This is a genomic window from Anaerotaenia torta (genome assembly GCF_050433395.1).
GTDB lineage: Bacteria > Bacillota > Clostridia > Lachnospirales > Lachnospiraceae > Mobilitalea > Mobilitalea torta.
Window position 1 is genome coordinate 165,206 of the sequence record NZ_JBNPXH010000012.1, and the last position, 22,744, is coordinate 187,949.

The following is a 22,744-nucleotide window of genomic DNA, read 5'->3' on the forward strand; positions in this document are numbered from 1 at the left end:
CGACATTATACCATAACAATTAACCGAAAATTAACCAGGTATTCCGAAATTTCATATTTTGTTTATGATTAAACCTTCTGAGTTAATTTTCAGTTATTGGAAGAGGGATACAATACCTGTTGCAATCGAAATTGTAAGTATTCATATAAGGAGTTAGATGACATGTTAGAGTTGCGAAAAATAGTGAAAGATTATCCCGCCGGTGATGGTCTCGTGAATGCGCTAAAAGGGATTGATCTCAGCTTCCGGAAAAATGAATTTGTCTCTATATTAGGTCCCTCCGGCTGCGGAAAGACCACCATGCTGAACATTATCGGAGGACTTGACCAATATACAAGCGGCGACCTCATCATCAACGGCAGATCAACAAAGGACTTCAAGGACCGGGATTGGGACGCCTATCGAAATCATTCCATCGGATTTGTATTTCAGGGCTATAATCTGATCCCCCACCAAACCGTACTGCAGAATGTTGAAATTGCCCTGACTCTATCGGGCGTGTCCAAAACAGAACGAAAAGACCGGGCGAAGCAAGCCCTTGAGCAGGTGGGCCTTGGGGATCAGCTGCATAAAAAGCCGAACCAGATATCCGGAGGCCAGATGCAGCGTGTTGCCATTGCGCGTGCCCTTGTCAACGATCCGGACATCATCCTTGCCGATGAACCAACGGGCGCCCTGGACACGGAGACCAGCGTACAGGTTATGGATATTCTCAAGGAGATCTCCCGCAGCCGCCTGGTCATCATGGTGACACACAATCCGGATCTGGCGCAGCGGTACTCCTCCAGAATTATCCGGATGCTGGACGGTAAAATCACCGATGATTCCGCCCCTCTTGCGGCGGAAGAATACCAATCCGCAATACAACAGGATCAGATTCGGGGAGGAAGCGGCAATGACAAGGGGCAAGCCGCCCATCCTGCAGCCAAGACAAAGAAACCGTCCATGTCATTCTGGACAGCTTTCCGCCTGTCGCTGAAAAATCTCTTCACCAAAAAGGGACGAACCACCCTGACTGCCTTCGCCGGCAGTATCGGAATCATGGGAATTTCTCTAATTCTCGCTGTGTCACAGGGCACAACGGCATATATTGATTCTGTGCAGGAGGATGCTTTATCCTCCTATCCGCTGACCATCGAGAAAACCTCGGTGGATATGACCTCCCTGATGGAAACCTTTATGAAGGTCAATAACCCGGAGATCAACCATGATAAGGATGCGGTCTACAAAAAATCTGCCATCTATGATATGCTGACCTCCTTAAACAACCTGGAAAGCAGGGAAAATGATCTGAAGTCCTTCAAGGAGTATCTTGAACAGGAATTGTCCGCCGACGCAGCAAGCGGCGGCTCGGGCGAGTCCCGCTTATCTTCGGCGGAGGACGGGCTAAGTCAAGCCATTACCGGCACACAGTATTCTTATGACCTGGATCTTTTGGTTTACACGAAGAATATTGACGGCAGTATCATTCATTCCGATACACAGGCTCTCCTGCAGGAGCTGATGTCCGAATACCTGGGGGCGGACATGTCCTCCCTCACTTCCCTGACCGGAAGCTCCTCTCTTGGGAGCTCCTCCCCCATGCTGTCCATGGGCTCTTCCATGGGTATGGTATCCATGAACCTATGGCAGGAGATGCTGTCCGGGAAAAACGGCGAGCCGGTCAACGATCTGCTGAAGAAGCAATATGACGTAGTCTACGGTACCTGGCCTAACAGCAGTAATGAAATCGTTCTGGTTCTTGATAAAAACAACGAGCTGGACGACATGACGCTGTATGCCCTTGGTCTGGAATCCAGAGAAGCCATCGATGCCATCATGGATGCCGCTCTGAACAGATCTGATCTGGAAATGGGCGAAGCGAAATGGTCCTATGAAGATATCTGCAACATGGAATTCCGAATTATTCTCAACTCGGACTGCTACAGCTATGATGAAGCTACCGGCCTGTACACGGATCTGAGAAAAACCGATGCGGGCCTCCGATATCTGTATGACAACGGACTGACCCTAAAGGTAACCGGCATTATCCGTCCCAACGAAAACACACAGTCTGCCATGCTGTCCGGTTCCATCGCCTACACAAAGGGCCTGACCGAATATGTAGCTGCACACGCAAGGGATTCTAAGGTGATTGAAGCCCAGAGAAGCAACAGCAAGACCGATATCCTGACCGGCCTTCCCTTCAAGGCAAACACCGGCAATCTGTCGGCTGCCGAAAAAGAAAAGGAACTGCGTGCCTACATTGCCGGAATGGATGTAAAAGCCAAGGCATCCGCGTATATAAATATTATGAGCATACCGCCTCAGGATCAGCTGGAAGCCATGACTGCGGATGCGATGAAGGGTTACACCCGCGCGGACATAGAAAGCGCTATGGCTCAAGCCATAACACAGCAGATGAGCGTGGAGGAGGAAAGAATTCAGTCCTACCTCTCCTCCATGAGTGATGAAGAAATCAACGAGTTATTTGCCCAATCGGTTGCCGAGCAGATCAAGGCCCAGTATGCCGCACAGGTTCAGCAGCAAATGAGCGAGATGTCTCCGGCACAGCTTGCGGCAGCGATGGATCAGGCTCTGTCCGCCTATACGACGGAGCAATGTGCATCCTATTATGATGAGATTGTGGTATTTTCCGAATCCACCTATGAGGACAATCTCATGAAAATGGGTTACATCGATCTGGAATCCCCTTCTGCAATCAACATTTACGCATCCTCTTTTGCCAACAAGGATACCATAGAAGAAGCGATTTCAGAATATAACAAGGGTGTGGATGAACTGTCCCAGATCAAATATACAGATTATATCGGCATTATGATGGCTTCCGTTACGACGATCATCAATGCAATCACCTATGTCCTGCTGGCTTTCGTTGCCATTTCACTGGTGGTATCCTCCATTATGATCGGTGTCATCACACTGATTTCTGTTCAGGAACGTACCAAGGAGATCGGTATCCTGCGCGCTATCGGTGCATCGAAGGGCGATGTTTCCAGCATGTTTAATGCGGAAACCGTAATCATCGGCTTTGCTTCCGGTCTGCTGGGCGTCGGGATTACGTACCTGCTGTGCATCCCCATTAACCTAATTCTTCACAGCGTGACCGGCATTCTGTCCTTGAACGCCTTCCTGCCATTGCCGGCGGCCTCCGTTCTGATCCTGATCAGTGTTGCACTGTCGCTGATCGCAGGCTTGATCCCGTCGAGAAGTGCAGCGAAAAAGGACCCTGTGGTAGCTCTTCGTACAGAATAGCTTTCTTGCAAAATAAACGATTTAAAAGGCGGGAGGATAGAAGCACAGCATGCTCTTCTATCCTCCCGCCTTTTATTCCGCCTATAGAACGCCGAACGACATTGCCGGTTTGAACTACTATGTATATTTTCCGGATGTAATGACGCCGCGCGGCATGCTATATCTCTTCCGCAAATACAATTCCTTCAATCTGGCTGATCCGCGTAATTACATCCATTCTCATCTTCTTCTTTCTCAGCCTCAATGTCATGATTGCGGCGGAAGAAGCGTCCGAACCATAGGTGGGCTTCACCATCTCAACCGATTCTATGTTCAGATCCAGCTGCCTCAGGTTATCCAGTACATTGGTAATCAACGCCAATTTCCCAAATTCCAGGTAAACATCCAAATTCTTTGATTTGGACAGCATATAGTTATCCAAACGGTGCAGCACAACGGTAGAAAAGAAGATTAACAGACATCCGACTATAGCCGCCTTATAGAATCCAACTCCAATTGCCAGTCCCATACAGGCTGTGGCCCATAGACCGGCGGCAGTGGTGAGTCCCTTCACCTGGTGTCTGCCGGTCACAATAATGGTTCCCGCTCCAAGAAAACCGATGCCGGAGATGACCTGTGCGCCAAGCCGGGTCGGATCACTAACTCCGTATTTCTCATATACATACTGGTTTGTAAGGATTGCCAGTGTAGAGCCCAGACAGACAAGAATATGGGTACGCAGCCCTGCCGGACGCCCTGCCCTCCCTCTTTCGTATCCGATAATTCCCCCGCATAGGATTGACATAAGAAGCCGTATTACTATCGAGGCATCATTTACTGAGCTTAAATCCATTGAAAATTCAAACATACTCACCACTCCGCTTAACAAATAAATTTACTATAATGAACTCCGAATAACGTTTTATTAACAGCCTTGCTCACTCCAGATATTCAATTCCCACCAGCGTCAGACCGCGGGCCAATGCCGTTGGACCGGCCAGGCTCCGGTCACATCCTTGCAACATATCCTTTACTCTATCGGGAGGATAAGCCCCTCTTCCCACCTCGATTAAGGTCCCTGCAATAATTCTTACCATATTATAAAGAAAGCCGCTGCCGGTAACCCTTATCACAATATTCTCCCCCTGGCAAAGGATCTCTGCCCTGTATATTCTTCGGACTGTATCCGTCACCTGGGTCTTCACGGAACAGAAGCTTTTAAAATCATGCTCCCCCACCAGATAATCCGCCGCCTCCTGCATCCGGGCCGGATCCAGGGTATAATAGACAAAGGCGGAATAGAGCCGCTGTGTCGGTACCGCCACCCTGCAATTTAAGATCCTGTATTCATAAGTCTTTTGGCTGGCTCTCCTGCGGGGATGAAAATCCAGATCCACTTCCATAGAGGCCTGTATGCGGATATCCTCCGGAAGCCGCACATTCAAGGCAGGGCAGATCTTTTCTGCCGGTATAGCGCTTTCCGTGTCAAAAACCGCCACATTTCCCAGGGCATGAACCCCGGAATCCGTCCGGCTGGCTCCAATCACCGCAATCTCTTCCCTAAGCAGCCCAGACAGGGCTTTATTTAATTCAGCCTCAATGGTAGGCTGCCCCGGCTGCAGCTGCCAGCCGCAGTATCCTGTACCATCATATGCTACTACAAGCTTAATTCTTCTCATAATTCACTCACTTTTATGATAATACTGTTGTTTCGCCTGCTTTTATGGTACAGGCCCTTTATAAAACAGCCTTCTCTATAATACGAACGGCCACAATTACTCCCAAATAGACCGCCAGACTCAAGTAGGCTCCATAATCCCTGCCCTTGTAGTGCAAGGGCTTCATCTTTGTTCTGCCTTCTCCGCCGCGGTAACATCTGGCCTCCATTGCCATTGCCAGGTCATTTGCCCTGCGAAAAGCGGAGACGAACAGAGGGACCAGCAGGGGAATCAAGCTCTTCGCTCTCTTTAATATTCCGCCGGATTCAAAATCAGCGCCTCTTGCCATCTGTGCCTTCATAATCTTATCGGTTTCCTCCAGTAAAATAGGAATAAAGCGCAGGGCGATGGACATCATCATGGAGATCTCATGCACGGGTACCTTGATATGCTTCAAAGGACGCAGCACCTTCTCCAGACCATCCGTCAGCTGGTTCGGCGTGGTGGTAAAGGTCATCAGGGAAGATCCGATAATCAGATAGATCAGACGGATTGCCATGAAGCCCGAATTTTTGAGCCCCTCTTTTGTGATTTTTAAGAAACCATATTGAATCAGAGGCTCCCCCGGTGTAAAAAACACATTAAAAAACAGGGTAAACAGCAACAGAATTACAACTGCCTTCAAGCCCTTCACGATAAATCCCAAAGGCACCCTGGACAGCTTAATGATGGTAAAAAGAAATACGGTAACTGCAATATATCCATAAAAAGACCGGAACAGGAACAGGGATACAATGAACGCAAAGGTCCCGATCAGCTTCACGCGCGGATCCAGCCGGTGTAGTATGGAATTCGTGGGATAATACTGCCCGATGGTGATATCTCGTATCATAGCTTCTCACTTCCTCGAAAGATTTTCAGTATTTCATTCTTCGCTTCTGTTATGGTGGTGGCATCCGTTGATACGGGGTAGCCCCGGTCCTTCAGCGCATTCATAATGTAAGTTACCTGGGGAGCGGCCAGATGCATCTGCTCCAGCTCCCGGTAATGGGCAAACACTTCCTTCGTGGGATGCTGCAGCACCAACTCTCCCTTGTTCATCACAAAGAGGCGGTCCGCATAATTTGCCACATCCTCCATGCTATGGGTCACCAGGACAATGGTCAGTCCGCTCTCCCGGTGAAGTCCGGCAATCTGCTCCAGGATGTCATCCCGGCCCTTGGGATCCAGGCCTGCGGTAGGTTCATCCAAAATTAACACCTCCGGTTTCATTGCAAGCACTCCTGCAATAGCAACGCGGCGCTTTTGTCCTCCGGACAGCTCGAAGGGGGAAGCATCCAGCAGCTCCTCGCCCAGACCGACCATTTTCAGGGCATGATAGGCCCGGAGCTCGCATTCCAGTCTGTCCAGTCCCAGATTCGAGGGTCCGAACAGCACATCCTTGAATACCGTGGTTTCAAAGAGCTGATGCTCGGGATACTGGAATACCAGCCCCACCTTGCTGCGCAGCTCTCTCAGCTTATACTTGGGATCATAGATATCCTCTCCGTTAAAATAAATATGACCGCCGGTAGCCTTAATCAATCCGTTCATATGCTGGATCAGGGTCGATTTACCGGAACCGGTGTGTCCGATCAGGCCAATGAATTCCCCCTTGCGGATTGTAAAGCTGACATCCTTAATGGCATGCCTGGCAAATGCGGTGCCGCCGCCATAGATATAATTTACCTTATCAAATATGATCTGCATTTCCTTCACCTGCTTTCGGTTCCTTTGCTATTCCCTCGAAGACTCCAGGGACCGGATCAGCTCATCCACAGTAAGAATTCCTGCGGGGATCTCCAGCCCTGCCCTGCTAAGCTCATAAGCCAGCTCCGTTACCTGGGGAACATCCAGACGGTACCTCTTGATCTCCTCCACCTGGGAGAATATCTCCCGGGGAGTTCCCTCCATCACCACACGTCCCTTTTCCATTACAAATACCTTATTTGCATGGATAACCTCATCCATATGATGCGTGATCAGGATTACCGTTACATTCTCCTTTTCATTCAGTTCACGTACTGTGGCGATTACTTCCTTCCGCCCGTTGGGGTCCAGCATTGCTGTGGGCTCATCCAGTATGATGCATTCCGGCTTCATTGCCATAATACCGGCAATGGCAACCCGCTGCTTCTGTCCGCCGGACAGCTTATTAGGGGACTGATTCCGAAACTCCAGCATACCCACTGCCTTCAGGCTGTTCTCAACCCTCTGCCAGATCTCATCCGTGGGAACTCCCAGATTCTCCGGCCCGAAGCCTACATCCTCTTCCACCACCGTGGCTATAATCTGATTATCCGGGTTCTGAAACACCATACCGGCACTCTGCCGGATATCCCACAGATTCTCCTCCTCCGAGGTCTTCCGGCCATTCACCCACACGGCTCCTTCCGTCGGATAGAGAATCGCATTAATATGCTTTGCCAGGGTTGATTTCCCGGAACCATTGGCCCCAAGCACCGCGATAAAATCTCCCTTCTTAACCTCCAGATTCACCTGGTCAATCGCACGGCTGATGGACTCCACATTCCCGTCCTCATCCCGTCTGATATATTCATAAGCAAGGTCCTGTACCTTAATCATTTCCATAATAGTAACCCTACCTTTCTTTCTAAGAATTCAGGCTGTGAAAATGCCCTCTCATAGTGTACCGATATTAAAAGCAATCATTACAGCTGTCATGTCACCTGTTGCACAACTGATTACATCAAATTATACCGCATAAGTGTATAAAAAAAAATAGATATTTTCAAGTATGTTAAATTTTATATCAATTCACGGAAAATACTTCTATTTGCCTCTTGGTTATTATAGAATTCACAAGTATTACTGCCATTATTCCAAAAAAATAAGGGATCCTTTCTTCCGCAAAGTGATCCCTTAATCTGTCCTATACTAATTCAATTAATACTTCCATCGCTGCGTCGCCCTTACGAGGTCCGATCTTCACGATTCTGGTATATCCGCCGTTACGGCTGGTATACTTGGGAGCAATTTCGTTGAACAACTTATCGGATAAGTTGATCTCCTTGGTATTTCTCTTCTTGCCGGCGTTCTCAGCAGGAACCTCTGTTACCGGATAGAGATATTTCATCATCTGCTTTCTTGCATGAAGACGGGTTGCGCTGTCCTTCTTAACGGTCTTCTGAACTTCGTCAAAAGCAGTAACCTTCTTACCGTTTACAACTTCCTTCACTCTCTTGCCGTCCTTATCCTTACGAGCCACCTTAGCGGTTACCGTAACGGTCTCAAAATTGTCCTTTTCCCTCACCGCAAGTGCGATCATGTGCTCGGCAATTCTGCGGATTTCCTTCGCCTTGGCTTCGGTTGTAACAATTTTACCGTTGTATAATAAATTGGTCACTTGGTTTCTCAGCAATGCTTTTCTCTGGCTTGCGGTTCTTCCAAGCTTTCTATAACCTGCCATTTGTTTCCCTCCTTTAAACTTTTATCGTCTCGCATCTTTTTACGAAACTATTCATCGCTTGCGTTTAGAGATAAACCAAGCTCTTTTAATTTTGCAAGAACTTCTTCTAATGACTTACGTCCAAGATTTCTTACCTTCATCATGTCTTCCGCCGTCTTATTGGTAAGCTCTTCTACCGTATTGATGCCTGCCCTCTTCAGACAGTTGTACGAACGAACGGATAATTCCAGCTCGTCGATGTTCATCTCAAGAACCTTTTCCTTCTCATTGTCCTCTTTTTCCACCATGATCTCTGCGGTCTTGGCGTGTTCGGACAAATCAATAAAGGAGTTCAGATGCTCGCTCAATACCTTTGCTGCCAAACTGACTGCTTCATCCGGGATGAGTGTGCCATTGGTGTACACATCCAGGGTAAGCTTATCAAAATCAGTAATCTGACCTACACGGGTGTTCTCAACTGTAAGGTTGACGCGCTCTACGGGTGTGTAGATGGAGTCAATCGGAATAATACCGATTGGCAGATCATCATTCTTATTCTTATCCGCACTCACATAGCCCCTGCCGTTGGTGATGGTCAGCTCCATGTAAAGCCTGCTGTCCGGTCCTCCGCATAAGGTTGCAATTACCTGATCTGGGTTAAGTATCTCAATATCCGGGTCAGCCTGTATATCCCCTGCTGTCACTACAACCTCGCCCTCAGCCTCGATATAAGCTGTCTTAGGCTCGTTCGTATCGCTTGTGTTCTTGATTGCTAAGCTTTTGATGTTCATGATGATCTCTGTAACATCTTCCTTAACGCCCGGAACGACAGAAAATTCATGAACAACACCGTCAATCTTAATTTGACTTACGGCAGAACCCGGTAAGGATGAAAGCATAATTCTTCTAAGAGAATTACCTAATGTTGTACCATAGCCTCTTTCCAGAGGTTCTACCACAAAACGTCCAAACTTCTTATCTTCGGAAATTTCTGCAATCTCTATTTTGGGTTTTTCAAAATCAAACACAACAGGACCCTCCTTCTGGGTATTTTGAGCTGCATTCTAATTATTTTGAGTACAACTCGACAATTAACACTTCGTTTACCGGAACATCAATCTGGTCTCTTGTAGGAACTTCCTTCACAACACCTGTAAACGCTTCGTGATTTGCCTCCAGCCATGCAGGTACGATTCTTCCGTCTGTTACCTCAAAGATATCCTTATATCTCTGTGTATTCTTGAATTTCTCTTTAATTTCAATGGTATCTCCGGCCTTTAAGGTGTAAGACGGGATGTTTACACACTTGCCGTTCACCAGTACATGCTTGTGATCCACGATCTGTCTTGCTTCTTTTCTGGTTCTGCCGTATCCCATGCGGAACATAACATTATCCAGTCTTAACTCTAATAAGGTAAGCAGATTCTCACCTGCGGTACCGTTCTTCATCTTCTGCGCTCTGGCAAATAAGTTTCTGAAAGGCTGCTCCAACATGCCGTAGATAAACTTAGCCTTCTGCTTCTCTCTTAACTGCAGACCATATTCGCTGGTCTTCTTTCCTGCTCTTGAGAATGCTCTGTTTGACTTCTTGTCAATTCCCAGGTAAGCCGGCTCCAGACCAAGGGATCTGCATTTCTTTAATACTGGACTCATATCTCTAGCCATTATTATTACCTCCCATCAGACTCTTCTGCGTTTTGGCGGACGACATCCGTTATGAGGAACCGGAGTCACATCCTTAATGCTTGTTACTTCAATACCGCAAGCCTGAAGCGCACGGATTGCTGCCTCACGGCCCTGTCCAGGTCCCTTAACCATAACCTCTACGGATTTCAAGCCATGAACAAGTGCTGCCTTTGCTGCTGTCTCAGCTGCCATCTGTGCAGCATATGCAGTTGATTTTCTGGAACCTCTGAACCCTAATCCGCCGGCACTTGCCCAAGAAAGTGCATTGCCTTCTGAATCGGTCAGCGTAACAATTGTATTGTTAAAAGATGACTGAATGTGTGCCTGTCCACGATCGACGTTCTTTTTCACACGCTTCTTTGTCACTTTTTTAGCTGTTGTCGCTGTTTTCTTAGCCATCTAACAAACCCTCCTATTGGATTATTTCTAAATACTGCATTCCTAGTTTGAACGCATAAAAAGCACAAGTGAATTGTTTTCAACCACTTGCTGCCTCCCGCTGCCGGAATTACTTCTTCTTGTTAGCAACCGTTCTTCTGGGACCTTTTCTTGTTCTGGCATTGGTCTTGGTCTTCTGACCGCGAACCGGAAGTCCCTTTCTATGACGGATACCTCTGTAGCATCCGATTTCCTGCAGTCTCTTAATATTAAGAGCGATTTCTCTTCTTAAATCACCCTCTACCTGCTGGGACTCATCAATTATATCACGAATTCTGCCTACTTCTTCGTCGGTTAAATCTCTGACACGAGTGTCAGGACTAACATTTGCCTCTTTAAGAATACGATTCGAGCTTGCCCTGCCGATACCATAAATATAGGTAAGTCCGATTTCTACACGTTTCTCTCTAGGTAAATCTACACCACTGATACGAGCCATGTGTTTTCTACACCTCCAAAAATATTTGTTTGTCTGCGATGAATAAGCAAGGAAGCTTATTCCGCACCGCAACATCTGCAAAACAGACGTTGTTATGCAACGGACTCAGGCGTTGCTATGCAACAGCTTTATCGTTGCATTAATCAGCCGCTTTAAATTGTGACTGGCAAGACAATCCACTTGCAGCTAAGAATCCATGATGACGGCACGGTTCTTAAGACAGTGAGGTACGGTTAGATGGGCCGACCCAGGCTGTCCACAATATCACAATGTTCCGGTCTGCTTTCTTCCTTATGGGAACGAAAGGCCGGAGGATTGTAACACAAAAAGCAAGAACTAGAGTATATAAAACAATAACGAGATGCTAAGCGGCACTCGAACTATTGTATATTAGCCTTGTCTTTGTTTGTGTTTCGGATTCTCGCAGATAACGCGGATAGAACCCTTTCTTTTAATGATTTTGCATTTTTCGCAAATCGGTTTTACTGATGACCTTACTTTCACAGTAATTCACCCCTTTCAAAAAAGTCCGTTTACTATTATAACATTACAGTCAAATAATAGCAAGTAATATTTTATGCGAATTACTTCGCAAAAAATCCAGTTCATTTCTTCTATTTATCACGCCAAATAATTCTGCCCTTGGTCAAATCATAGGGAGACAACTCCAGTGTCACCTTATCACCGGGTACAATCTTAATGAAATTCATGCGAAGCTTTCCGCTGATATGCGCAAGCACTCTGTGTCCGTTCTCAAGTTCAACCTGGAACATTGCATTCGGTAATTTTTCAATTACTGTGCCTTCAATTTCAACAACATCGGTTTTAGACATTATTCAACCTCCTTATCTGATTTTCCACGTTGCAGCAGTTTGATTGCTCTCTTTATTTCTTCATTTTTCACCGTCTGATTCCTAATCTTCTCAGCAAGGCTCCGGTCCATCTCAGAGAGCATCCGGATGTGGAGCTTTTTCTTTTTCTTCGGACGATCCAGAGTTCTGATTTTTCCGTCCACTAAATATACATATTCCTGATCCATATAAAATATGACATAATATTTACCGGAGTCGTGCCCCGCTGCCGATACGGCAAAGCCGCCGGTTATAATTTCATTACTCATGCAGGATAACCTTTATTTCTTAATTGTCAGTATGCAACATATATCAGTATGTCTATACTGTAAACAGCTCGGGTTCGCCGTCGGTAATCAGTACCGTATTCTCATAATGAGCCGAAAGAGATCCGTCCGCAGTCACTACCGTCCAGTCATCGTCTTCCCAGTACACATCATACCTTCCCTCATTCACCATAGGTTCGATGGCAAGGGTCATACCGGCTGTCAGCCTGGGGCCTCTGCGCTTCTGTCTGAAGTTGGGTATCTGGGGTTCTTCGTGAAGCTGCGTCCCTACTCCGTGCCCCACCAGATCCCGGACCACCGAATAGCCATGGGCCTCTACATAGGTCTGAATTGCTTCCGAGATCTCATGCAAATGATGACCTTCCTTCGCATACCTGATCCCCTCGTAAAAGCTTTCCTGTGTGACCTCAATCAGCCTTGCGGCCTCCTTGGATATCTGTCCCACTCCTACTGTCCTGGCGGCATCCGAATGAAATCCCTGGTAGATAACACCACAGTCCAGGCTTACTATATCGCCCTCCCGCAGAATTCTGTTTTTGCTGGGTATCCCATGCACTACTTCACTGTTCACGGAGACACATACGGAAGCAGGATAACCATTATAATTAAGAAAGGAAGGGATGCAGTGATATCCTTTGATCAGTTCGGCACATCTCTTGTCAATATCAAGTGTTGATATTCCCGGCCGGACCATCGCCGTCAGCTCCTTCAGTACACTCGCCAGAATCCTTCCGGATTCCCGCATCAGCTCGATTTCTTTTCCGGATTTAATATGAATAGCCACGCAATCTCCCTCTTTCATTAACCATCTCGCTGCCGCAGCCTTGCAGGTTTCGGCAGCATACAAATTTCAACCTATCTTTCCACAATACCAATAATATCGGAAAATGTATCTTCCGGACTTCTGGTTCCGTCAACGGATTTTAAGATACCTTTTTCTTTATAATAATCGATTAACGGCTGGGTCTGCTCATGATATACCTTAAGACGCTTTTCCACCGTCTCCGGCTTGTCATCATCCCGCAGAATCAGCTCTGCCTGGCAGACATCACAGATTCCCTCTTTCCTGGGAGGAATGGTAACCAGATGATATGTCGCTCCGCAAGCCACACAGGCTCTTCTGCCTGACATACGGCTGATGATTGTCTCATCCGGAACATCCACATCAATGGCATATTCCACCGCATCATTCTTCCCGGCCAGCGCTGCATCAAGAGCCTTTGCCTGGGGAATTGTCCTTGGAAACCCATCCAGAACATAGCCGTTTTCACAATCCGGCTCCTGGAAGCGGTCCATGATCAGATCCACTACCAGCTCATCCGGAACTAAAAGCCCCTGATCCATGAAAACCTTCGCCTTTTGTCCCAGTTCTGTTCCGTTCTTAATGTTGGCGCGGAAAATGTCCCCCGTAGAGATATGGGGGATACCATATTTTGCAGCCAGCCTCTTTGCCTGGGTACCCTTGCCTGCGCCGGGCGCCCCTAACATAATTATTTTCATAGAATAACCATGCCTTTCTTACTACTAAAATATCCCGCTGCGACATATTATGCCGGTTTTACAGCCTTGGAACCTGTTTTCTGCCGAAGACGGACAGCATTCCCCTCATAGGACAATGCCGCTCTCCGGCAGTCACAGGTTATTTGTAAAACCGTTCATAATCTTCACAGCGGAATGAAACGACCAGGGTGTCAAAAACACCCTAAGCATTTTATTAGTCACTCAAAAATCCTTTATAGTGGCGTACCAGCAGCTGGGATTCAATCTGCTTAATTGTCTCGATAATAACACCGACAATAATGATGATTGAGGTTCCGCCAAAGCTGAAGCTGGCATTGAATATCCCTGAGAATACAACGGGAATCAGCGCAACTATCGTCAGCCCTACCGCTCCAATAAAGATAATATTGTTCAGAACTCTGGTCAGATATTCTGTCGTAGGCTTGCCGGGACGGATACCAGGGATGAAGCCGCCCTGCTTCTTCATGTTATTGGATACTTCAATCGGATTAAAGGTGATGGAAGTATAGAAATAAGCAAAGAAAATAGTCAGAGCAATATACAGCAGCACACCAATGGTATACTTGAAGTCTCCCCAGCTCTTTGTAACGAACCAGCTGTTATGGCTCAGAACCTTCAGTACCTTCGGCCAGAAATATGCTCTTGCCGGATATACATTAAAGAAGGATGCCACCACGATAGGGAAGGACATCAGGGAGCTTGCAAAGATTACGGGGATAACGCCGGCCGTATTCACCTTTAACGGAATATGGGAGGTTTGTCCGCCCACCATCTTTCTTCCCTGTACCTTCTTTGCATAGGTAACCGGTATCTTTCTCTCCGCATTCTGCAATACGATAACAAATACAACGGTTGCCAATACCACTGCCGCAATAACCAGCGCAGCAAGAATAGCCGATACCACAGGCTTTCCAATAATATAGGTCTGGAATAAGCTGATAAAGTCTCTGGGCATCGTAGAGATAATGTTAATTGTTAATATGATTGAGATACCATTTCCCACACCATTTTGTGTAATTTTCTCGCCTACCCACATCAGGAAAGCAGAACCGGCTGTCAGGGATGCAACGATCATTACCACATTGGTGAAGGTCAGGCCGCCGTTCAGGTAGCCGGAATTACCGAAGCCGATTGCCATTGCCGCGGATTCTACTACTGCCAGGCCTACTGTGAGATAACGGGTCAGTTCATTGAGCTTCTTCCTGCCATCTTCGCCTTCTTTTTGCATTTCCTCCAGCTTGGGGATCGCAATTGTCAAAAGCTGAATGATGATGGAGGATGAGATATACGGTGTAATACTAAGTGCGAAAATTGACATATTCGCTAAGGAGCCGCCAGTTAGTGCATTAAAGAAATCCAGGGATTCCCGGTTGAATAACTGGCTGGTCACCTCCCCGCTAATTGCCGGAGCGGGAAGCAAGCTTCCCAGTCTAACAACAATAAGAGCAATCAAGGTGTAGATCAGTCTGTTTCTTATATCCTTAACTTTAAAGGCATTTCGCAATGTTTTAAGCATTAGATCACCTCAGCTTTTCCACCAAGAGCCTGTATTTTCTCGACAGCGCCTGCACTGAAGGCATTCACCTTGACATCAAGCTTCTTGGTAAGTTCTCCGTTTCCAAGGATTTTAACTCCATCCTTCGGGTTTTTGATCACACCTGCTTCAATGAGCGACTCAACTGTTACAGCTGCACCATCATCAAATCTATTTAACATATCTACATTAATTGCAACAATTTCTTTTGTATTTCTGTTCGTGAAACCACGTTTCGGAATTCTTCTGTACAAAGGCATCTGACCGCCTTCGAATCCAACTCTGGGAGCTCCGGAACGAGCCTTCTGGCCTTTATGACCCTTGCCGGCTGTCTTGCCGTTACCCGAGCCGTGGCCGCGTCCTCTTCTGAAATTATCACTCTGTCTGGAACCGGCTGACGGTTTCAATTCTGATAAATTCATGTCGTGCACCTCCTTCTTTCAGCAATTATATTTCTTCAACCTTAACTAAATGCTTCACCTGGGCAATCATTCCCCTTACAGCCGCGTTATCCGGCATTTCAACGGATTTATTGGTTTTTCTTAACCCCAATGCCTCAACAGTTGCTTTATGCTTGGGAATGGCACCGATAGTGGATTTTACTAAGGTTATTTTTAATTTATCCGCCATTTATAATCCTCCATTCTGCCAATACCTGCAAACTTGTGCAGCGGCACAAATTTGCCGTCTGAAAGTCTCTGACTTTCAGACTGACATTTTAATTAAGTTATTACCTGGTTAACTGCTCCACCGGGATTCCGCGCAGCTTCGCTACTTCCTCAGGCGTCTTTAATTGGCTTAACCCTTCGATAGTAGCAAGAACTACGTTCTGCTTATTATTGGAACCCAGAGACTTGGTACGGATATTCTTCACTCCGGCAAGCTCAAGTACGTTACGCGCAGGGCCTCCTGCGATAACGCCGGTACCTTCGGGGGAACGCTTAAGCAGCACGGTAGCACTGCCGAATTTGCCGATAAAGTCATGAGGCACACTGCCGTTCTCGTCTAACGGAAGGGTGATCAGCTTCTTAATCGCGTCTTCCTTTCCCTTGCGGATTGCTTCGGGAATTTCTGTGGCCTTGCCCAGACCGGCACCTACGTGTCCGTTCTTATCACCAACCACAACCAATGCTGTAAATCTGAAATTACGTCCGCCCTTTACAACCTTGGTTACACGCTTGATGGCTACAACTTTATCTTCTAATTCTAATTGACTGGCATCAACGATTGTACGTTTCATGTATTTTCCTCCTTGCTTAGAATTCCAGACCAGCTTCGCGGGCTGCGTCTGCTAATGCCTTGATCTTTCCCTGATATATGAAGCCACCTCTGTCAAAGACAACAGCTTTAATGCCTTTTTCCAATGCTTTCTTCGCAATTACAGTGCCTAAATAAGCAGCTGCAGCTACGTCATTTGTCTTGGAAAGCTCAGCCTTAACATCTTTCTCAAGCGTGGAGGCTGCAACTAAAGTATGACCAACGGAATCATCTATGATCTGGGCGTACATATGGTTGTTGCTTCTGAACACAGCCAAACGCGGTCTCTCAGGAGTACCTGTGAAACGATTACGTAATTTTAAATGCTTCTTAACACGAACTTCTGATCTCGATACTTTACTAACCATTTGTTTTCACTCCTCCCTTATTTCTTACCGGTCTTACCAACCTTACGTCTGATCACCTCATCAGCATACTTAATTCCCTTGCCCTTGTAAGGCTCCGGCTCTCTCTTTGCTCTGATTTCAGCGGCGTATTGGCCAACCTTTTCTTTATCAATACCTTTTACAATAATCTTGTTCTGGCCTTCCATGATGGACTCCAGACCTTCCGGATCAACCATAACTACCGGATGGGAATAACCCAGGGTAAGGGTCAGCTCCTTGCCGGCCTTCGCCGCTCTGTAACCGACACCGTTAATCTCCAGTACCTTCTGGTATCCTTCCGTTACACCGACTACCATATTGGCAATCAGGGTTCTGGTAAGGCCGTGTAAAGACTTCATTCTCTTCAAATCGTTGGGTCTGGTGACAACTACCTCGGCACCTTCCAGCTTAATCTGCATCTCGGCAGGTAACACTCTTTCCAACGTTCCCTTGGGACCCTTAACGGTCACTTTATTATTTTCTGCTATATCTACAGTTACACCTGCAGGAATAGCGATAGGCATTCTTCCTATACGTGACATGCCCGCACCTCCTAATTCGTTCTATGTGTATCGTTCTACTTGTATCGTCTTACTTTGTTACACTTTACTCTGCCGCGTTTTGTTCTGCCCCAACTCACAAAAGCTTCGCTTTTGCTCGTTGTCCGTAACCAACTGACTTCGTCAGTATGTCTTGCTCCGCAAGACTAAATCAGCAGAAGCAGCTGATTTTTGCCAACAATAGGCTGCAACAGCAGACTATTGTTTGCTACCAGATGAATGCCAGAACCTCTCCGCCTACGTTCAGCTCTCTGGCTTCCTTATCGGTAATGATACCCTTGTTGGTTGAAATAATTGCGATACCTAAACCACCAAGAACCTTAGGAAGATTCTCTTTATTCGCATATACTCTCAGACCGGGCTTGGAGATTCTCTTTAAGCCGGTGATGATCTTGACATTTTTATCTTTGCCGTACTTTAATGTAACATGGATGGTCTTGTAGCTCTCCATCTCTTCAATCTCGTACTTCCTGATATAACCTTCCCTAACGAGGATATCGGCAATAGCAATTTTCATCTTAGAAGCAGGGATATCTACTGTATCATGTTTCGCAGTATTTGCATTACGGATTCTTGTAAGCATATCTGCAATGGGATCGCTCATTGTCATTTCAGTTGCCTCCTTTCTTAACTCTTACCAGCTTGCTTTCTTCACGCCTGGTATCTGTCCTTTGTACGCTAACTCGCGGAAACAAATTCTGCAGATGCCGTATTTTCTTAAATACGCATGGGGACGGCCACAGATCCTGCAGCGGCTGTATTCCCTAGTGGAGAATTTCTGCGTACGTTGTTGCTTTATCTTCATTGACGTTTTAGCCATGGAAATACCTCCTCTATTTTCTAAACGGCATGCCGAACTGGGTTAACAGCTCCCGTGCCTCTTCATCAGTCTTTGCAGTGGTAACAAAGATGATATCCATACCTCTTACCTTGTCTACCTTATCATATTCGATCTCAGGGAAGATTAACTGCTCCTTGATGCCAAGGGCATAATTTCCTCTGCCGTCAAATGCGTTGGGGTTAATTCCTCTAAAGTCACGTACGCGGGGGAGGGATAAGTTGATCAGACGATCTGCAAACTCATACATCTTTTCGCCGCGAAGCGTTACCTTGCAGCCGATTGACATGCCTTCTCTGAGCTTGAAGTTCGCAACAGACTTCTTTGCCTTGGTGATCACGGCCTTCTGACCGGCAATGATCTCCAGATCCTTGACTGCTGACTCTAATACCTTGGCATTATCCTTGGCTTCGCCAACACCCATGTTGATTACAATTTTATTTAACTTCGGCACTTCCATTAAGTTCTTATATCCGAACTTTTTCATCATGCCGGCTACTACTTCATTATTATAAAACTCTTTTAATCTAGCCACGCTTTTTGTCCTCCTCCCTCAATTAATCAATCACATCGCCATTGCTCTTTGCAACACGTACCTTCTTCAGGCCCTTCTTGGTCTCGATTGATGCGAAACCAATTCTGGTAGGTTTGCCCTTATGGACATACATAACGTTTGATGCATCGATCGGCGCTTCCTGATGGGTAATTCCACCCTTCGGGTTCTTCTGGCTCGCTTTGCTGTGCTTGGAAATCATGTTGACGCCTTCTACTAAAAGCTTTCCGTCGGTAACAGCGATAACCTTGCCTTCTTTGCCTTTATCCTTACCGGTGATAATCTTCACGGTATCATTTTTTTTGATTTTCATCGTTGCCATCCGTTGACACCTCCCTATAATACTTCTGGTGCTAAAGAAACGATTTTCATGAATTGTTTCTCTCTTAATTCTCTCGCTACCGGCCCAAAGATACGTGTTCCCTTCGGGTTCTTGTCTTCCTTAATAATTACGGCAGCATTCTCATCAAATCTAATATAGGAACCGTCCTTACGGCGCGCTCCTTTTACGGTACGAACCACAACAGCCTTAACTACATCGCCCTTCTTAACAACACCGCCTGGTGTTGCATCTTTAACCGAAGCAACAATGATATCGCCTATATTAGCATATCTTCTGGTTGATCCGCCCAGCACTCGAATGCAAAGCAATTCTTTTGCACCGGTATTGTCGGCAACTCTAAGTCTGGTCTCAGCCTGTATCATGATAATACTCCTTTCAATTTAATCCGATTGACTGCCCTATAATAGGGCTGCCCTGCGATAGGACATATCAACCGGCGAAGCCGCAGACGTTATCGTTATTTATAACGTGTTATTACTTCGCCTTCTCGATAACTTCCACAAGTCTCCATCTCTTATCCTTGGATAACGGTCTTGTCTCCATTACCTTTACTCTATCTCCGATCTTGCAGTCATTGTTCTCATCATGAGCCTTCAGCTTGTAGGTTCTCTTTACGATCTTACCATACAGGGGATGCTTTACATTGTCAACAACGGCTACAACGATTGTCTTATCCATCTTGTCGCTAACGACTTTGCCGATACGGATTTTTCTTAAATTTCTTTCCACAACAATACTCCTTTCCATGGCCGCCCATCAACCGACTGATTATTCCGGCGCCCAATGTTGATTATAAGGTGTTTTTCCTCACGCATTAGAAGCCTTGGAAAGCTCAGAAATTACAGTCTGGATTCTTGCGATGTTCTTTCTGACTTCCTTAATTCTGCTTGTGTTATCCAACTGATTGGTCGCATTCTGGAACCTGAGATTGAAAAGCTCCTTCTTCGCAGCTACTAATTCCTGGTTTAACTCTGTAGCTGATTTTGATTTTAAATCTTCTACATATTTATTAATTTTCACTGTTTTCACCGCCTTCTAATTCTGCACGGGATACGATCTTGCATTTAACCGGCAATTTATGCATCGCAAGACGCAATGCCTCTCTTGCTATCTCCTCGGGGATACCAGCAATTTCAAACATTACACGTCCCGGTTTAACAACAGCTACCCAGTACTCTAATGATCCTTTACCGGAACCCATTCGGGTCTCAGCAGGCTTCGTTGTAACAGGTTTATCGGGGAATATCTTAATATATACTTTACCGCCACGCTTTGTGAAACGAGTCATAGCAACACGGGCTGCTTCAATCTGGTTTGATTTAATCCAGCAGGGCTCCATGGCAACAAGACCAAACTCACCTTGGTTAATGGTATTGCCTCTGGACGGCTTACCTGCCATACTGCCGCGGAACTGCTTACGGCGTTTAACTCTCTTCGGCATTAACATTAGTTATCGCTCCCTTCTGCTTTTGCTCCTTTGGTAGGAAGTACTTCACCATGATAAATCCAAACTTTAACGCCTAATTTACCAAAGGTGGTATCTGCCTCGGCAAAACCGTAGTCGATATCGGCACGCAGGGTCTGCAGCGGAATAGTTCCTTCATTGTAGAACTCCGTACGGGCAATATCAGCGCCGCCAAGACGACCGGATACGGCTGCCTTAATACCCTTTGCTCCTGCCTTCATGGTTCTTGCCATAGTTGACTTCATCGCTCTTCTGAAAGAGATACGATTCTCAAGCTGGGAGGCAATGTTCTCTGCTACTAACTGAGCATTGAGATCGGGCCTCTTGATTTCCTTGATCTCCAGATTCAGCTTCTTGTCTGTGAACTTCTGAACCTCACTCTTTAAATTCTCGATTTCCGCACCAGCCCTGCCGATTACAACGCCGGGCTTTGCAGTAAAGATTATTATTTTCAAACGATCAGACGCTCTTTCAATCTCAATCTTGGAGATACCTGCGCTAAACAGCTTCTTCTTCAGGTACTTTCTGATATTATAGTCTTCCACGAGATTGTCAGCAAAATCGCTTTCCGCATACCATCTGGAGTCCCAGTCATTGATAACTCCGACTCTTAAGCCATGAGGATTAACTTTTTGTCCCATCTTTGCCCTCCTTATCTCTCATTCAGCACTACTGTAATATGGCACATTCTCTTCTCAATACGATAAGCGGTACCACGTGCTCTGGGTTTAATTCTCTTCATGATCGGACCCTGGTTCGCAAAGCATTCATCAACGTAAAGCTTTGCAGTGTCCATATTCTTAACCTCAGCATTTGCAATTGCTGACTTCAACAACTTCTCAATAACAGCGGATGCATATCTCGGGCTGTAAGCCAGGATACCAAGGGCTGTCTGTACATCCTTGCCGCGAATGGCGTCTAATACGAAACAAGCCTTCTGTACGGAAATTCTCGCAAATGATAATTTCGCACTTGCTCTATTGTCCTTCTGCTCATTTCTTTCTCTCTTAATCTGGGATCTATGTCCTTTCGCCATGGATAGAACCTCCTTCCATATCAATGCTCACGCATTATTTTCTTGTCTTCTTTTCGTCTTTTCCATGTCCTCTGTAGGTTCTGGTAGCAACAAACTCACCAAGCTTGTGACCAACCATATCTTCAGTGATATATACCGGAACATGTCTTCTTCCATCGTGAACCGCAATGGTATGTCCAACCATCTGCGGGAAAATGGTGGAACGGCGTGACCAGGTCTTAATAACGGTCTTCTCGCCGGACTTATTCAACACATCTACTTTTTTCAATAAATGATCATCAGCAAACGGTCCCTTTTTCAGTGAACGAGCCATGTATTCTAACCTCCTTAGATTTCTTAGATTACTTAATTGCCTTACCGTCTCTTCTTCTTACAATAAGCTTATTGGACTTCTTATTGTTCTTTCTGGTCTTAAGACCAAGAGCGGGCTTGCCCCAAGGGGTCACAGGGCCCGGACGGCCGATACCTGTTCTTCCTTCACCACCGCCGTGAGGATGGTCGTTGGGGTTCATCACGGAACCGCGCACGGTAGGTCTGATACCCATGTGACGCTTACGTCCTGCTTTACCAACTGTGATAAGCTCGTGGTCAATGTTTCCAACCTGGCCGATGGTAGCTCTGCAGATGATGGGCACCATTCTCATCTCACCGCTGGGGAGACGAAGGGTCGCATACTTGCCTTCCTTAGCCATAAGCTGTGCGGAGTTGCCGGCAGCACGAACCATCTGAGCTCCCTTGCCGGGATATAACTCGATATTGTGGATCTGGGTACCTACCGGAATATTAGCCAGGGGCAGACAGTTGCCGACTCTGACCTCGGCGTTCTCGCCGTTCATCAGCTTGGTTCCTACGGTCAGTCCGTTGGGAGCAAGGATGTATGCCTTTTCGCCGTCAGCATAGGTAATCAGTGCGATATTCGCAGTTCTGTTGGGATCGTATTCGATGCTGGATACGGTTGCAGGAATACCATCCTTTCTTCTCTTAAAATCAATTATTCTATATTTTCTTCTTGAGCCACCGCCCTGGTGTCTGACAGTAATCTTACCCTGGTTGTTACGGCCGGCGTTCTTATTTAAAGAAACCAGCAAAGACTTCTCGGGCGTAGACTTTGTAATCTCTGAAAAATCAGAACCAGTCATGTGTCTTCTGGAAGGTGTATATGGGCTGTATGTTTTAATTCCCATGTTTTGCACTCCTTTCAATGCGATGC

The 22,744-nt window shown here is 46.4% G+C and carries 34 protein-coding genes; 1 reads left to right on the forward strand and 33 read right to left on the reverse strand.

Translation table 11 applies throughout. The annotated features are described in order from the left end of the window. Positions 1-162: 162 nt before the first annotated feature. Positions 163-3,255, forward strand: coding sequence for an ABC transporter ATP-binding protein/permease (locus HNQ56_RS18805; protein WP_429149349.1), 3,093 nt, complete (start codon positions 163-165; stop codon positions 3,253-3,255). 157 nt (positions 3,256-3,412) lie between these two features. Here the strand turns inward: HNQ56_RS18805 and HNQ56_RS18810 are convergent, their stop codons facing one another. From HNQ56_RS18810 to rplB, 33 genes are all read right to left on the reverse strand, one after another. After that, positions 3,413-4,102 carry an MgtC/SapB family protein gene (locus HNQ56_RS18810; RefSeq protein ID WP_429149351.1) on the reverse strand — a complete coding sequence of 230 codons (690 nt, stop codon included), beginning with the start codon at positions 4,100-4,102 and terminating at the stop codon, positions 3,413-3,415. A 70-nt stretch (positions 4,103-4,172) separates the two neighbouring features. After that, positions 4,173-4,913, reverse strand: a complete 741-nt coding sequence (gene truA, locus HNQ56_RS18815; protein WP_429149353.1) for a tRNA pseudouridine(38-40) synthase TruA — start codon at positions 4,911-4,913, stop codon at positions 4,173-4,175. 58 nt (positions 4,914-4,971) lie between these two features. Then, positions 4,972-5,784 (reverse strand): energy-coupling factor transporter transmembrane component T family protein, encoded by an 813-nt coding sequence (locus tag HNQ56_RS18820; RefSeq protein WP_429149355.1) that lies wholly within the window; start codon positions 5,782-5,784, stop codon positions 4,972-4,974. Next, the gene (locus tag HNQ56_RS18825) at positions 5,781-6,641 is read right to left on the reverse strand and encodes an energy-coupling factor transporter ATPase (RefSeq protein WP_429149357.1); all 861 of its coding nucleotides are present in this window, start codon (positions 6,639-6,641) and stop codon (positions 5,781-5,783) included. Before HNQ56_RS18825 ends, HNQ56_RS18820 begins: the two co-directional genes overlap by 4 nt. A 27-nt stretch (positions 6,642-6,668) precedes the next feature. Next, positions 6,669-7,523: an energy-coupling factor transporter ATPase gene (locus HNQ56_RS18830; protein WP_429149359.1), complete on the reverse strand. Its 855-nt coding sequence runs from the start codon at positions 7,521-7,523 to the stop codon at positions 6,669-6,671. Between the two features lie 301 nt (positions 7,524-7,824). Further along, on the reverse strand, positions 7,825-8,361 hold the full coding sequence (locus HNQ56_RS18835) for a bL17 family ribosomal protein (RefSeq protein ID WP_429149360.1): 537 nt from the start codon (positions 8,359-8,361) through the stop codon (positions 7,825-7,827). A 47-nt stretch (positions 8,362-8,408) separates the two neighbouring features. Continuing rightward, positions 8,409-9,368, reverse strand: a complete 960-nt coding sequence (locus tag HNQ56_RS18840; RefSeq protein ID WP_429149361.1) for a DNA-directed RNA polymerase subunit alpha — start codon at positions 9,366-9,368, stop codon at positions 8,409-8,411. Between the two features lie 40 nt (positions 9,369-9,408). Beyond that, the gene (gene rpsD / locus HNQ56_RS18845) at positions 9,409-10,005 is read right to left on the reverse strand and encodes a 30S ribosomal protein S4 (RefSeq protein WP_429149363.1); all 597 of its coding nucleotides are present in this window, start codon (positions 10,003-10,005) and stop codon (positions 9,409-9,411) included. A gap of 15 nt (positions 10,006-10,020) precedes the next feature. Further along, on the reverse strand, positions 10,021-10,425 hold the full coding sequence (gene rpsK / locus HNQ56_RS18850) for a 30S ribosomal protein S11 (protein WP_429149365.1): 405 nt from the start codon (positions 10,423-10,425) through the stop codon (positions 10,021-10,023). A gap of 109 nt (positions 10,426-10,534) precedes the next feature. Beyond that, the gene (rpsM, locus tag HNQ56_RS18855; protein WP_429149367.1) at positions 10,535-10,903 is read right to left on the reverse strand and encodes a 30S ribosomal protein S13; all 369 of its coding nucleotides are present in this window, start codon (positions 10,901-10,903) and stop codon (positions 10,535-10,537) included. 390 nt (positions 10,904-11,293) lie between these two features. Beyond that, a complete protein-coding gene (rpmJ, locus tag HNQ56_RS18860; protein ID WP_003497809.1) occupies positions 11,294-11,407 on the reverse strand; it encodes a 50S ribosomal protein L36 in 114 nt (37 codons plus the stop codon). Between the two features lie 110 nt (positions 11,408-11,517). Beyond that, entirely contained in the window at positions 11,518-11,736 is a 219-nt protein-coding gene (infA, locus tag HNQ56_RS18865) for a translation initiation factor IF-1 (RefSeq protein ID WP_184094592.1), read from the reverse strand. Further along, positions 11,736-12,023: a hypothetical protein gene (locus HNQ56_RS18870; protein WP_429149370.1), complete on the reverse strand. Its 288-nt coding sequence runs from the start codon at positions 12,021-12,023 to the stop codon at positions 11,736-11,738. Before HNQ56_RS18870 ends, infA begins: the two co-directional genes overlap by 1 nt. A gap of 52 nt (positions 12,024-12,075) precedes the next feature. Beyond that, on the reverse strand, positions 12,076-12,825 hold the full coding sequence (gene map, locus HNQ56_RS18875) for a type I methionyl aminopeptidase (protein ID WP_429149440.1): 750 nt from the start codon (positions 12,823-12,825) through the stop codon (positions 12,076-12,078). Positions 12,826-12,896: 71 nt separating this feature from the next. Beyond that, positions 12,897-13,541 carry an adenylate kinase gene (locus tag HNQ56_RS18880; RefSeq protein WP_429149371.1) on the reverse strand — a complete coding sequence of 215 codons (645 nt, stop codon included), beginning with the start codon at positions 13,539-13,541 and terminating at the stop codon, positions 12,897-12,899. Positions 13,542-13,755: 214 nt separating this feature from the next. Beyond that, positions 13,756-15,078, reverse strand: a complete 1,323-nt coding sequence (secY, locus tag HNQ56_RS18885; RefSeq protein ID WP_429149373.1) for a preprotein translocase subunit SecY — start codon at positions 15,076-15,078, stop codon at positions 13,756-13,758. Then, the gene (rplO, locus tag HNQ56_RS18890; protein ID WP_429149375.1) at positions 15,078-15,518 is read right to left on the reverse strand and encodes a 50S ribosomal protein L15; all 441 of its coding nucleotides are present in this window, start codon (positions 15,516-15,518) and stop codon (positions 15,078-15,080) included. The genes secY and rplO overlap by 1 nt, the downstream gene beginning before the upstream one ends. A 25-nt stretch (positions 15,519-15,543) precedes the next feature. After that, positions 15,544-15,726 (reverse strand): 50S ribosomal protein L30, encoded by a 183-nt coding sequence (rpmD, locus tag HNQ56_RS18895; RefSeq protein WP_429149377.1) that lies wholly within the window; start codon positions 15,724-15,726, stop codon positions 15,544-15,546. 100 nt (positions 15,727-15,826) lie between these two features. Next, positions 15,827-16,336 (reverse strand): 30S ribosomal protein S5, encoded by a 510-nt coding sequence (gene rpsE, locus HNQ56_RS18900; RefSeq protein WP_429149379.1) that lies wholly within the window; start codon positions 16,334-16,336, stop codon positions 15,827-15,829. 16 nt (positions 16,337-16,352) lie between these two features. Then, the gene (gene rplR, locus HNQ56_RS18905; RefSeq protein WP_429149381.1) at positions 16,353-16,721 is read right to left on the reverse strand and encodes a 50S ribosomal protein L18; all 369 of its coding nucleotides are present in this window, start codon (positions 16,719-16,721) and stop codon (positions 16,353-16,355) included. Between the two features lie 17 nt (positions 16,722-16,738). Further along, the gene (rplF, locus tag HNQ56_RS18910) at positions 16,739-17,281 is read right to left on the reverse strand and encodes a 50S ribosomal protein L6 (RefSeq protein ID WP_429149382.1); all 543 of its coding nucleotides are present in this window, start codon (positions 17,279-17,281) and stop codon (positions 16,739-16,741) included. Positions 17,282-17,507: 226 nt separating this feature from the next. Then, the gene (gene rpsH, locus HNQ56_RS18915) at positions 17,508-17,909 is read right to left on the reverse strand and encodes a 30S ribosomal protein S8 (RefSeq protein ID WP_429149384.1); all 402 of its coding nucleotides are present in this window, start codon (positions 17,907-17,909) and stop codon (positions 17,508-17,510) included. 24 nt (positions 17,910-17,933) lie between these two features. Beyond that, entirely contained in the window at positions 17,934-18,119 is a 186-nt protein-coding gene (locus HNQ56_RS18920; protein ID WP_429149386.1) for a type Z 30S ribosomal protein S14, read from the reverse strand. A 13-nt stretch (positions 18,120-18,132) separates the two neighbouring features. Continuing rightward, on the reverse strand, positions 18,133-18,672 hold the full coding sequence (rplE, locus tag HNQ56_RS18925; protein WP_429149388.1) for a 50S ribosomal protein L5: 540 nt from the start codon (positions 18,670-18,672) through the stop codon (positions 18,133-18,135). Positions 18,673-18,694: 22 nt separating this feature from the next. After that, positions 18,695-19,012 carry a 50S ribosomal protein L24 gene (rplX, locus tag HNQ56_RS18930; protein ID WP_429149390.1) on the reverse strand — a complete coding sequence of 106 codons (318 nt, stop codon included), beginning with the start codon at positions 19,010-19,012 and terminating at the stop codon, positions 18,695-18,697. Positions 19,013-19,026: 14 nt separating this feature from the next. Further along, positions 19,027-19,395: a 50S ribosomal protein L14 gene (rplN, locus tag HNQ56_RS18935; protein WP_429149392.1), complete on the reverse strand. Its 369-nt coding sequence runs from the start codon at positions 19,393-19,395 to the stop codon at positions 19,027-19,029. Between the two features lie 112 nt (positions 19,396-19,507). Then, complete coding sequence (rpsQ, locus tag HNQ56_RS18940) at positions 19,508-19,762, reverse strand: 30S ribosomal protein S17 (RefSeq protein WP_429149394.1); 255 nt, start codon at positions 19,760-19,762, stop codon at positions 19,508-19,510. 78 nt (positions 19,763-19,840) lie between these two features. Continuing rightward, on the reverse strand, positions 19,841-20,053 hold the full coding sequence (rpmC, locus tag HNQ56_RS18945) for a 50S ribosomal protein L29 (protein WP_429149441.1): 213 nt from the start codon (positions 20,051-20,053) through the stop codon (positions 19,841-19,843). Next, entirely contained in the window at positions 20,043-20,480 is a 438-nt protein-coding gene (gene rplP / locus HNQ56_RS18950; protein WP_429149396.1) for a 50S ribosomal protein L16, read from the reverse strand. Before rplP ends, rpmC begins: the two co-directional genes overlap by 11 nt. Continuing rightward, positions 20,480-21,139 carry a 30S ribosomal protein S3 gene (gene rpsC, locus HNQ56_RS18955; RefSeq protein WP_429149398.1) on the reverse strand — a complete coding sequence of 220 codons (660 nt, stop codon included), beginning with the start codon at positions 21,137-21,139 and terminating at the stop codon, positions 20,480-20,482. Before rpsC ends, rplP begins: the two co-directional genes overlap by 1 nt. Before the next feature lie 11 nt (positions 21,140-21,150). After that, the gene (rplV, locus tag HNQ56_RS18960) at positions 21,151-21,534 is read right to left on the reverse strand and encodes a 50S ribosomal protein L22 (RefSeq protein ID WP_429149400.1); all 384 of its coding nucleotides are present in this window, start codon (positions 21,532-21,534) and stop codon (positions 21,151-21,153) included. A 34-nt stretch (positions 21,535-21,568) separates the two neighbouring features. Further along, positions 21,569-21,847, reverse strand: a complete 279-nt coding sequence (gene rpsS, locus HNQ56_RS18965) for a 30S ribosomal protein S19 (protein WP_429149402.1) — start codon at positions 21,845-21,847, stop codon at positions 21,569-21,571. A gap of 28 nt (positions 21,848-21,875) precedes the next feature. After that, positions 21,876-22,718 carry a 50S ribosomal protein L2 gene (gene rplB, locus HNQ56_RS18970; protein WP_429149403.1) on the reverse strand — a complete coding sequence of 281 codons (843 nt, stop codon included), beginning with the start codon at positions 22,716-22,718 and terminating at the stop codon, positions 21,876-21,878. Positions 22,719-22,744: the final 26 nt, after the last annotated feature.

Bases quoted from the DNA above. Each gene is read 5' to 3' on its own strand.
- HNQ56_RS18805 (WP_429149349.1), top strand. From the start codon at position 163: ATGTTAGAGTTGCGAAAAATAGTGAAAGATTATCCCGCCGGTGATGGT.
- HNQ56_RS18810 (WP_429149351.1), bottom strand. From the start codon at position 4,102: ATGTTTGAATTTTCAATGGATTTAAGCTCAGTAAATGATGCCTCGATA.
- truA (WP_429149353.1), bottom strand. From the start codon at position 4,913: ATGAGAAGAATTAAGCTTGTAGTAGCATATGATGGTACAGGATACTGC.
- HNQ56_RS18820 (WP_429149355.1), bottom strand. From the start codon at position 5,784: ATGATACGAGATATCACCATCGGGCAGTATTATCCCACGAATTCCATA.
- HNQ56_RS18825 (WP_429149357.1), bottom strand. From the start codon at position 6,641: ATGCAGATCATATTTGATAAGGTAAATTATATCTATGGCGGCGGCACC.
- HNQ56_RS18830 (WP_429149359.1), bottom strand. From the start codon at position 7,523: ATGGAAATGATTAAGGTACAGGACCTTGCTTATGAATATATCAGACGG.
- HNQ56_RS18835 (WP_429149360.1), bottom strand. From the start codon at position 8,361: ATGGCAGGTTATAGAAAGCTTGGAAGAACCGCAAGCCAGAGAAAAGCA.
- rpsD (WP_429149363.1), bottom strand. From the start codon at position 10,005: ATGGCTAGAGATATGAGTCCAGTATTAAAGAAATGCAGATCCCTTGGT.
- rpsK (WP_429149365.1), bottom strand. From the start codon at position 10,425: ATGGCTAAGAAAACAGCGACAACAGCTAAAAAAGTGACAAAGAAGCGT.
- rpsM (WP_429149367.1), bottom strand. From the start codon at position 10,903: ATGGCTCGTATCAGTGGTGTAGATTTACCTAGAGAGAAACGTGTAGAA.
- infA (WP_184094592.1), bottom strand. From the start codon at position 11,736: ATGTCTAAAACCGATGTTGTTGAAATTGAAGGCACAGTAATTGAAAAA.
- HNQ56_RS18870 (WP_429149370.1), bottom strand. From the start codon at position 12,023: ATGAGTAATGAAATTATAACCGGCGGCTTTGCCGTATCGGCAGCGGGG.
- HNQ56_RS18880 (WP_429149371.1), bottom strand. From the start codon at position 13,541: ATGAAAATAATTATGTTAGGGGCGCCCGGCGCAGGCAAGGGTACCCAG.
- secY (WP_429149373.1), bottom strand. From the start codon at position 15,078: ATGCTTAAAACATTGCGAAATGCCTTTAAAGTTAAGGATATAAGAAAC.
- rplO (WP_429149375.1), bottom strand. From the start codon at position 15,518: ATGAATTTATCAGAATTGAAACCGTCAGCCGGTTCCAGACAGAGTGAT.
- rpmD (WP_429149377.1), bottom strand. From the start codon at position 15,726: ATGGCGGATAAATTAAAAATAACCTTAGTAAAATCCACTATCGGTGCC.
- rpsE (WP_429149379.1), bottom strand. From the start codon at position 16,336: ATGAAACGTACAATCGTTGATGCCAGTCAATTAGAATTAGAAGATAAA.
- rplR (WP_429149381.1), bottom strand. From the start codon at position 16,721: ATGGTTAGTAAAGTATCGAGATCAGAAGTTCGTGTTAAGAAGCATTTA.
- rplF (WP_429149382.1), bottom strand. From the start codon at position 17,281: ATGTCACGTATAGGAAGAATGCCTATCGCTATTCCTGCAGGTGTAACT.
- rpsH (WP_429149384.1), bottom strand. From the start codon at position 17,909: ATGACAATGAGCGATCCCATTGCAGATATGCTTACAAGAATCCGTAAT.
- HNQ56_RS18920 (WP_429149386.1), bottom strand. From the start codon at position 18,119: ATGGCTAAAACGTCAATGAAGATAAAGCAACAACGTACGCAGAAATTC.
- rplX (WP_429149390.1), bottom strand. From the start codon at position 19,012: ATGGCAACGATGAAAATCAAAAAAAATGATACCGTGAAGATTATCACC.
- rplN (WP_429149392.1), bottom strand. From the start codon at position 19,395: ATGATACAGGCTGAGACCAGACTTAGAGTTGCCGACAATACCGGTGCA.
- rplP (WP_429149396.1), bottom strand. From the start codon at position 20,480: ATGTTAATGCCGAAGAGAGTTAAACGCCGTAAGCAGTTCCGCGGCAGT.
- rpsC (WP_429149398.1), bottom strand. From the start codon at position 21,139: ATGGGACAAAAAGTTAATCCTCATGGCTTAAGAGTCGGAGTTATCAAT.
- rplV (WP_429149400.1), bottom strand. From the start codon at position 21,534: ATGGCGAAAGGACATAGATCCCAGATTAAGAGAGAAAGAAATGAGCAG.
- rpsS (WP_429149402.1), bottom strand. From the start codon at position 21,847: ATGGCTCGTTCACTGAAAAAGGGACCGTTTGCTGATGATCATTTATTG.
- rplB (WP_429149403.1), bottom strand. From the start codon at position 22,718: ATGGGAATTAAAACATACAGCCCATATACACCTTCCAGAAGACACATG.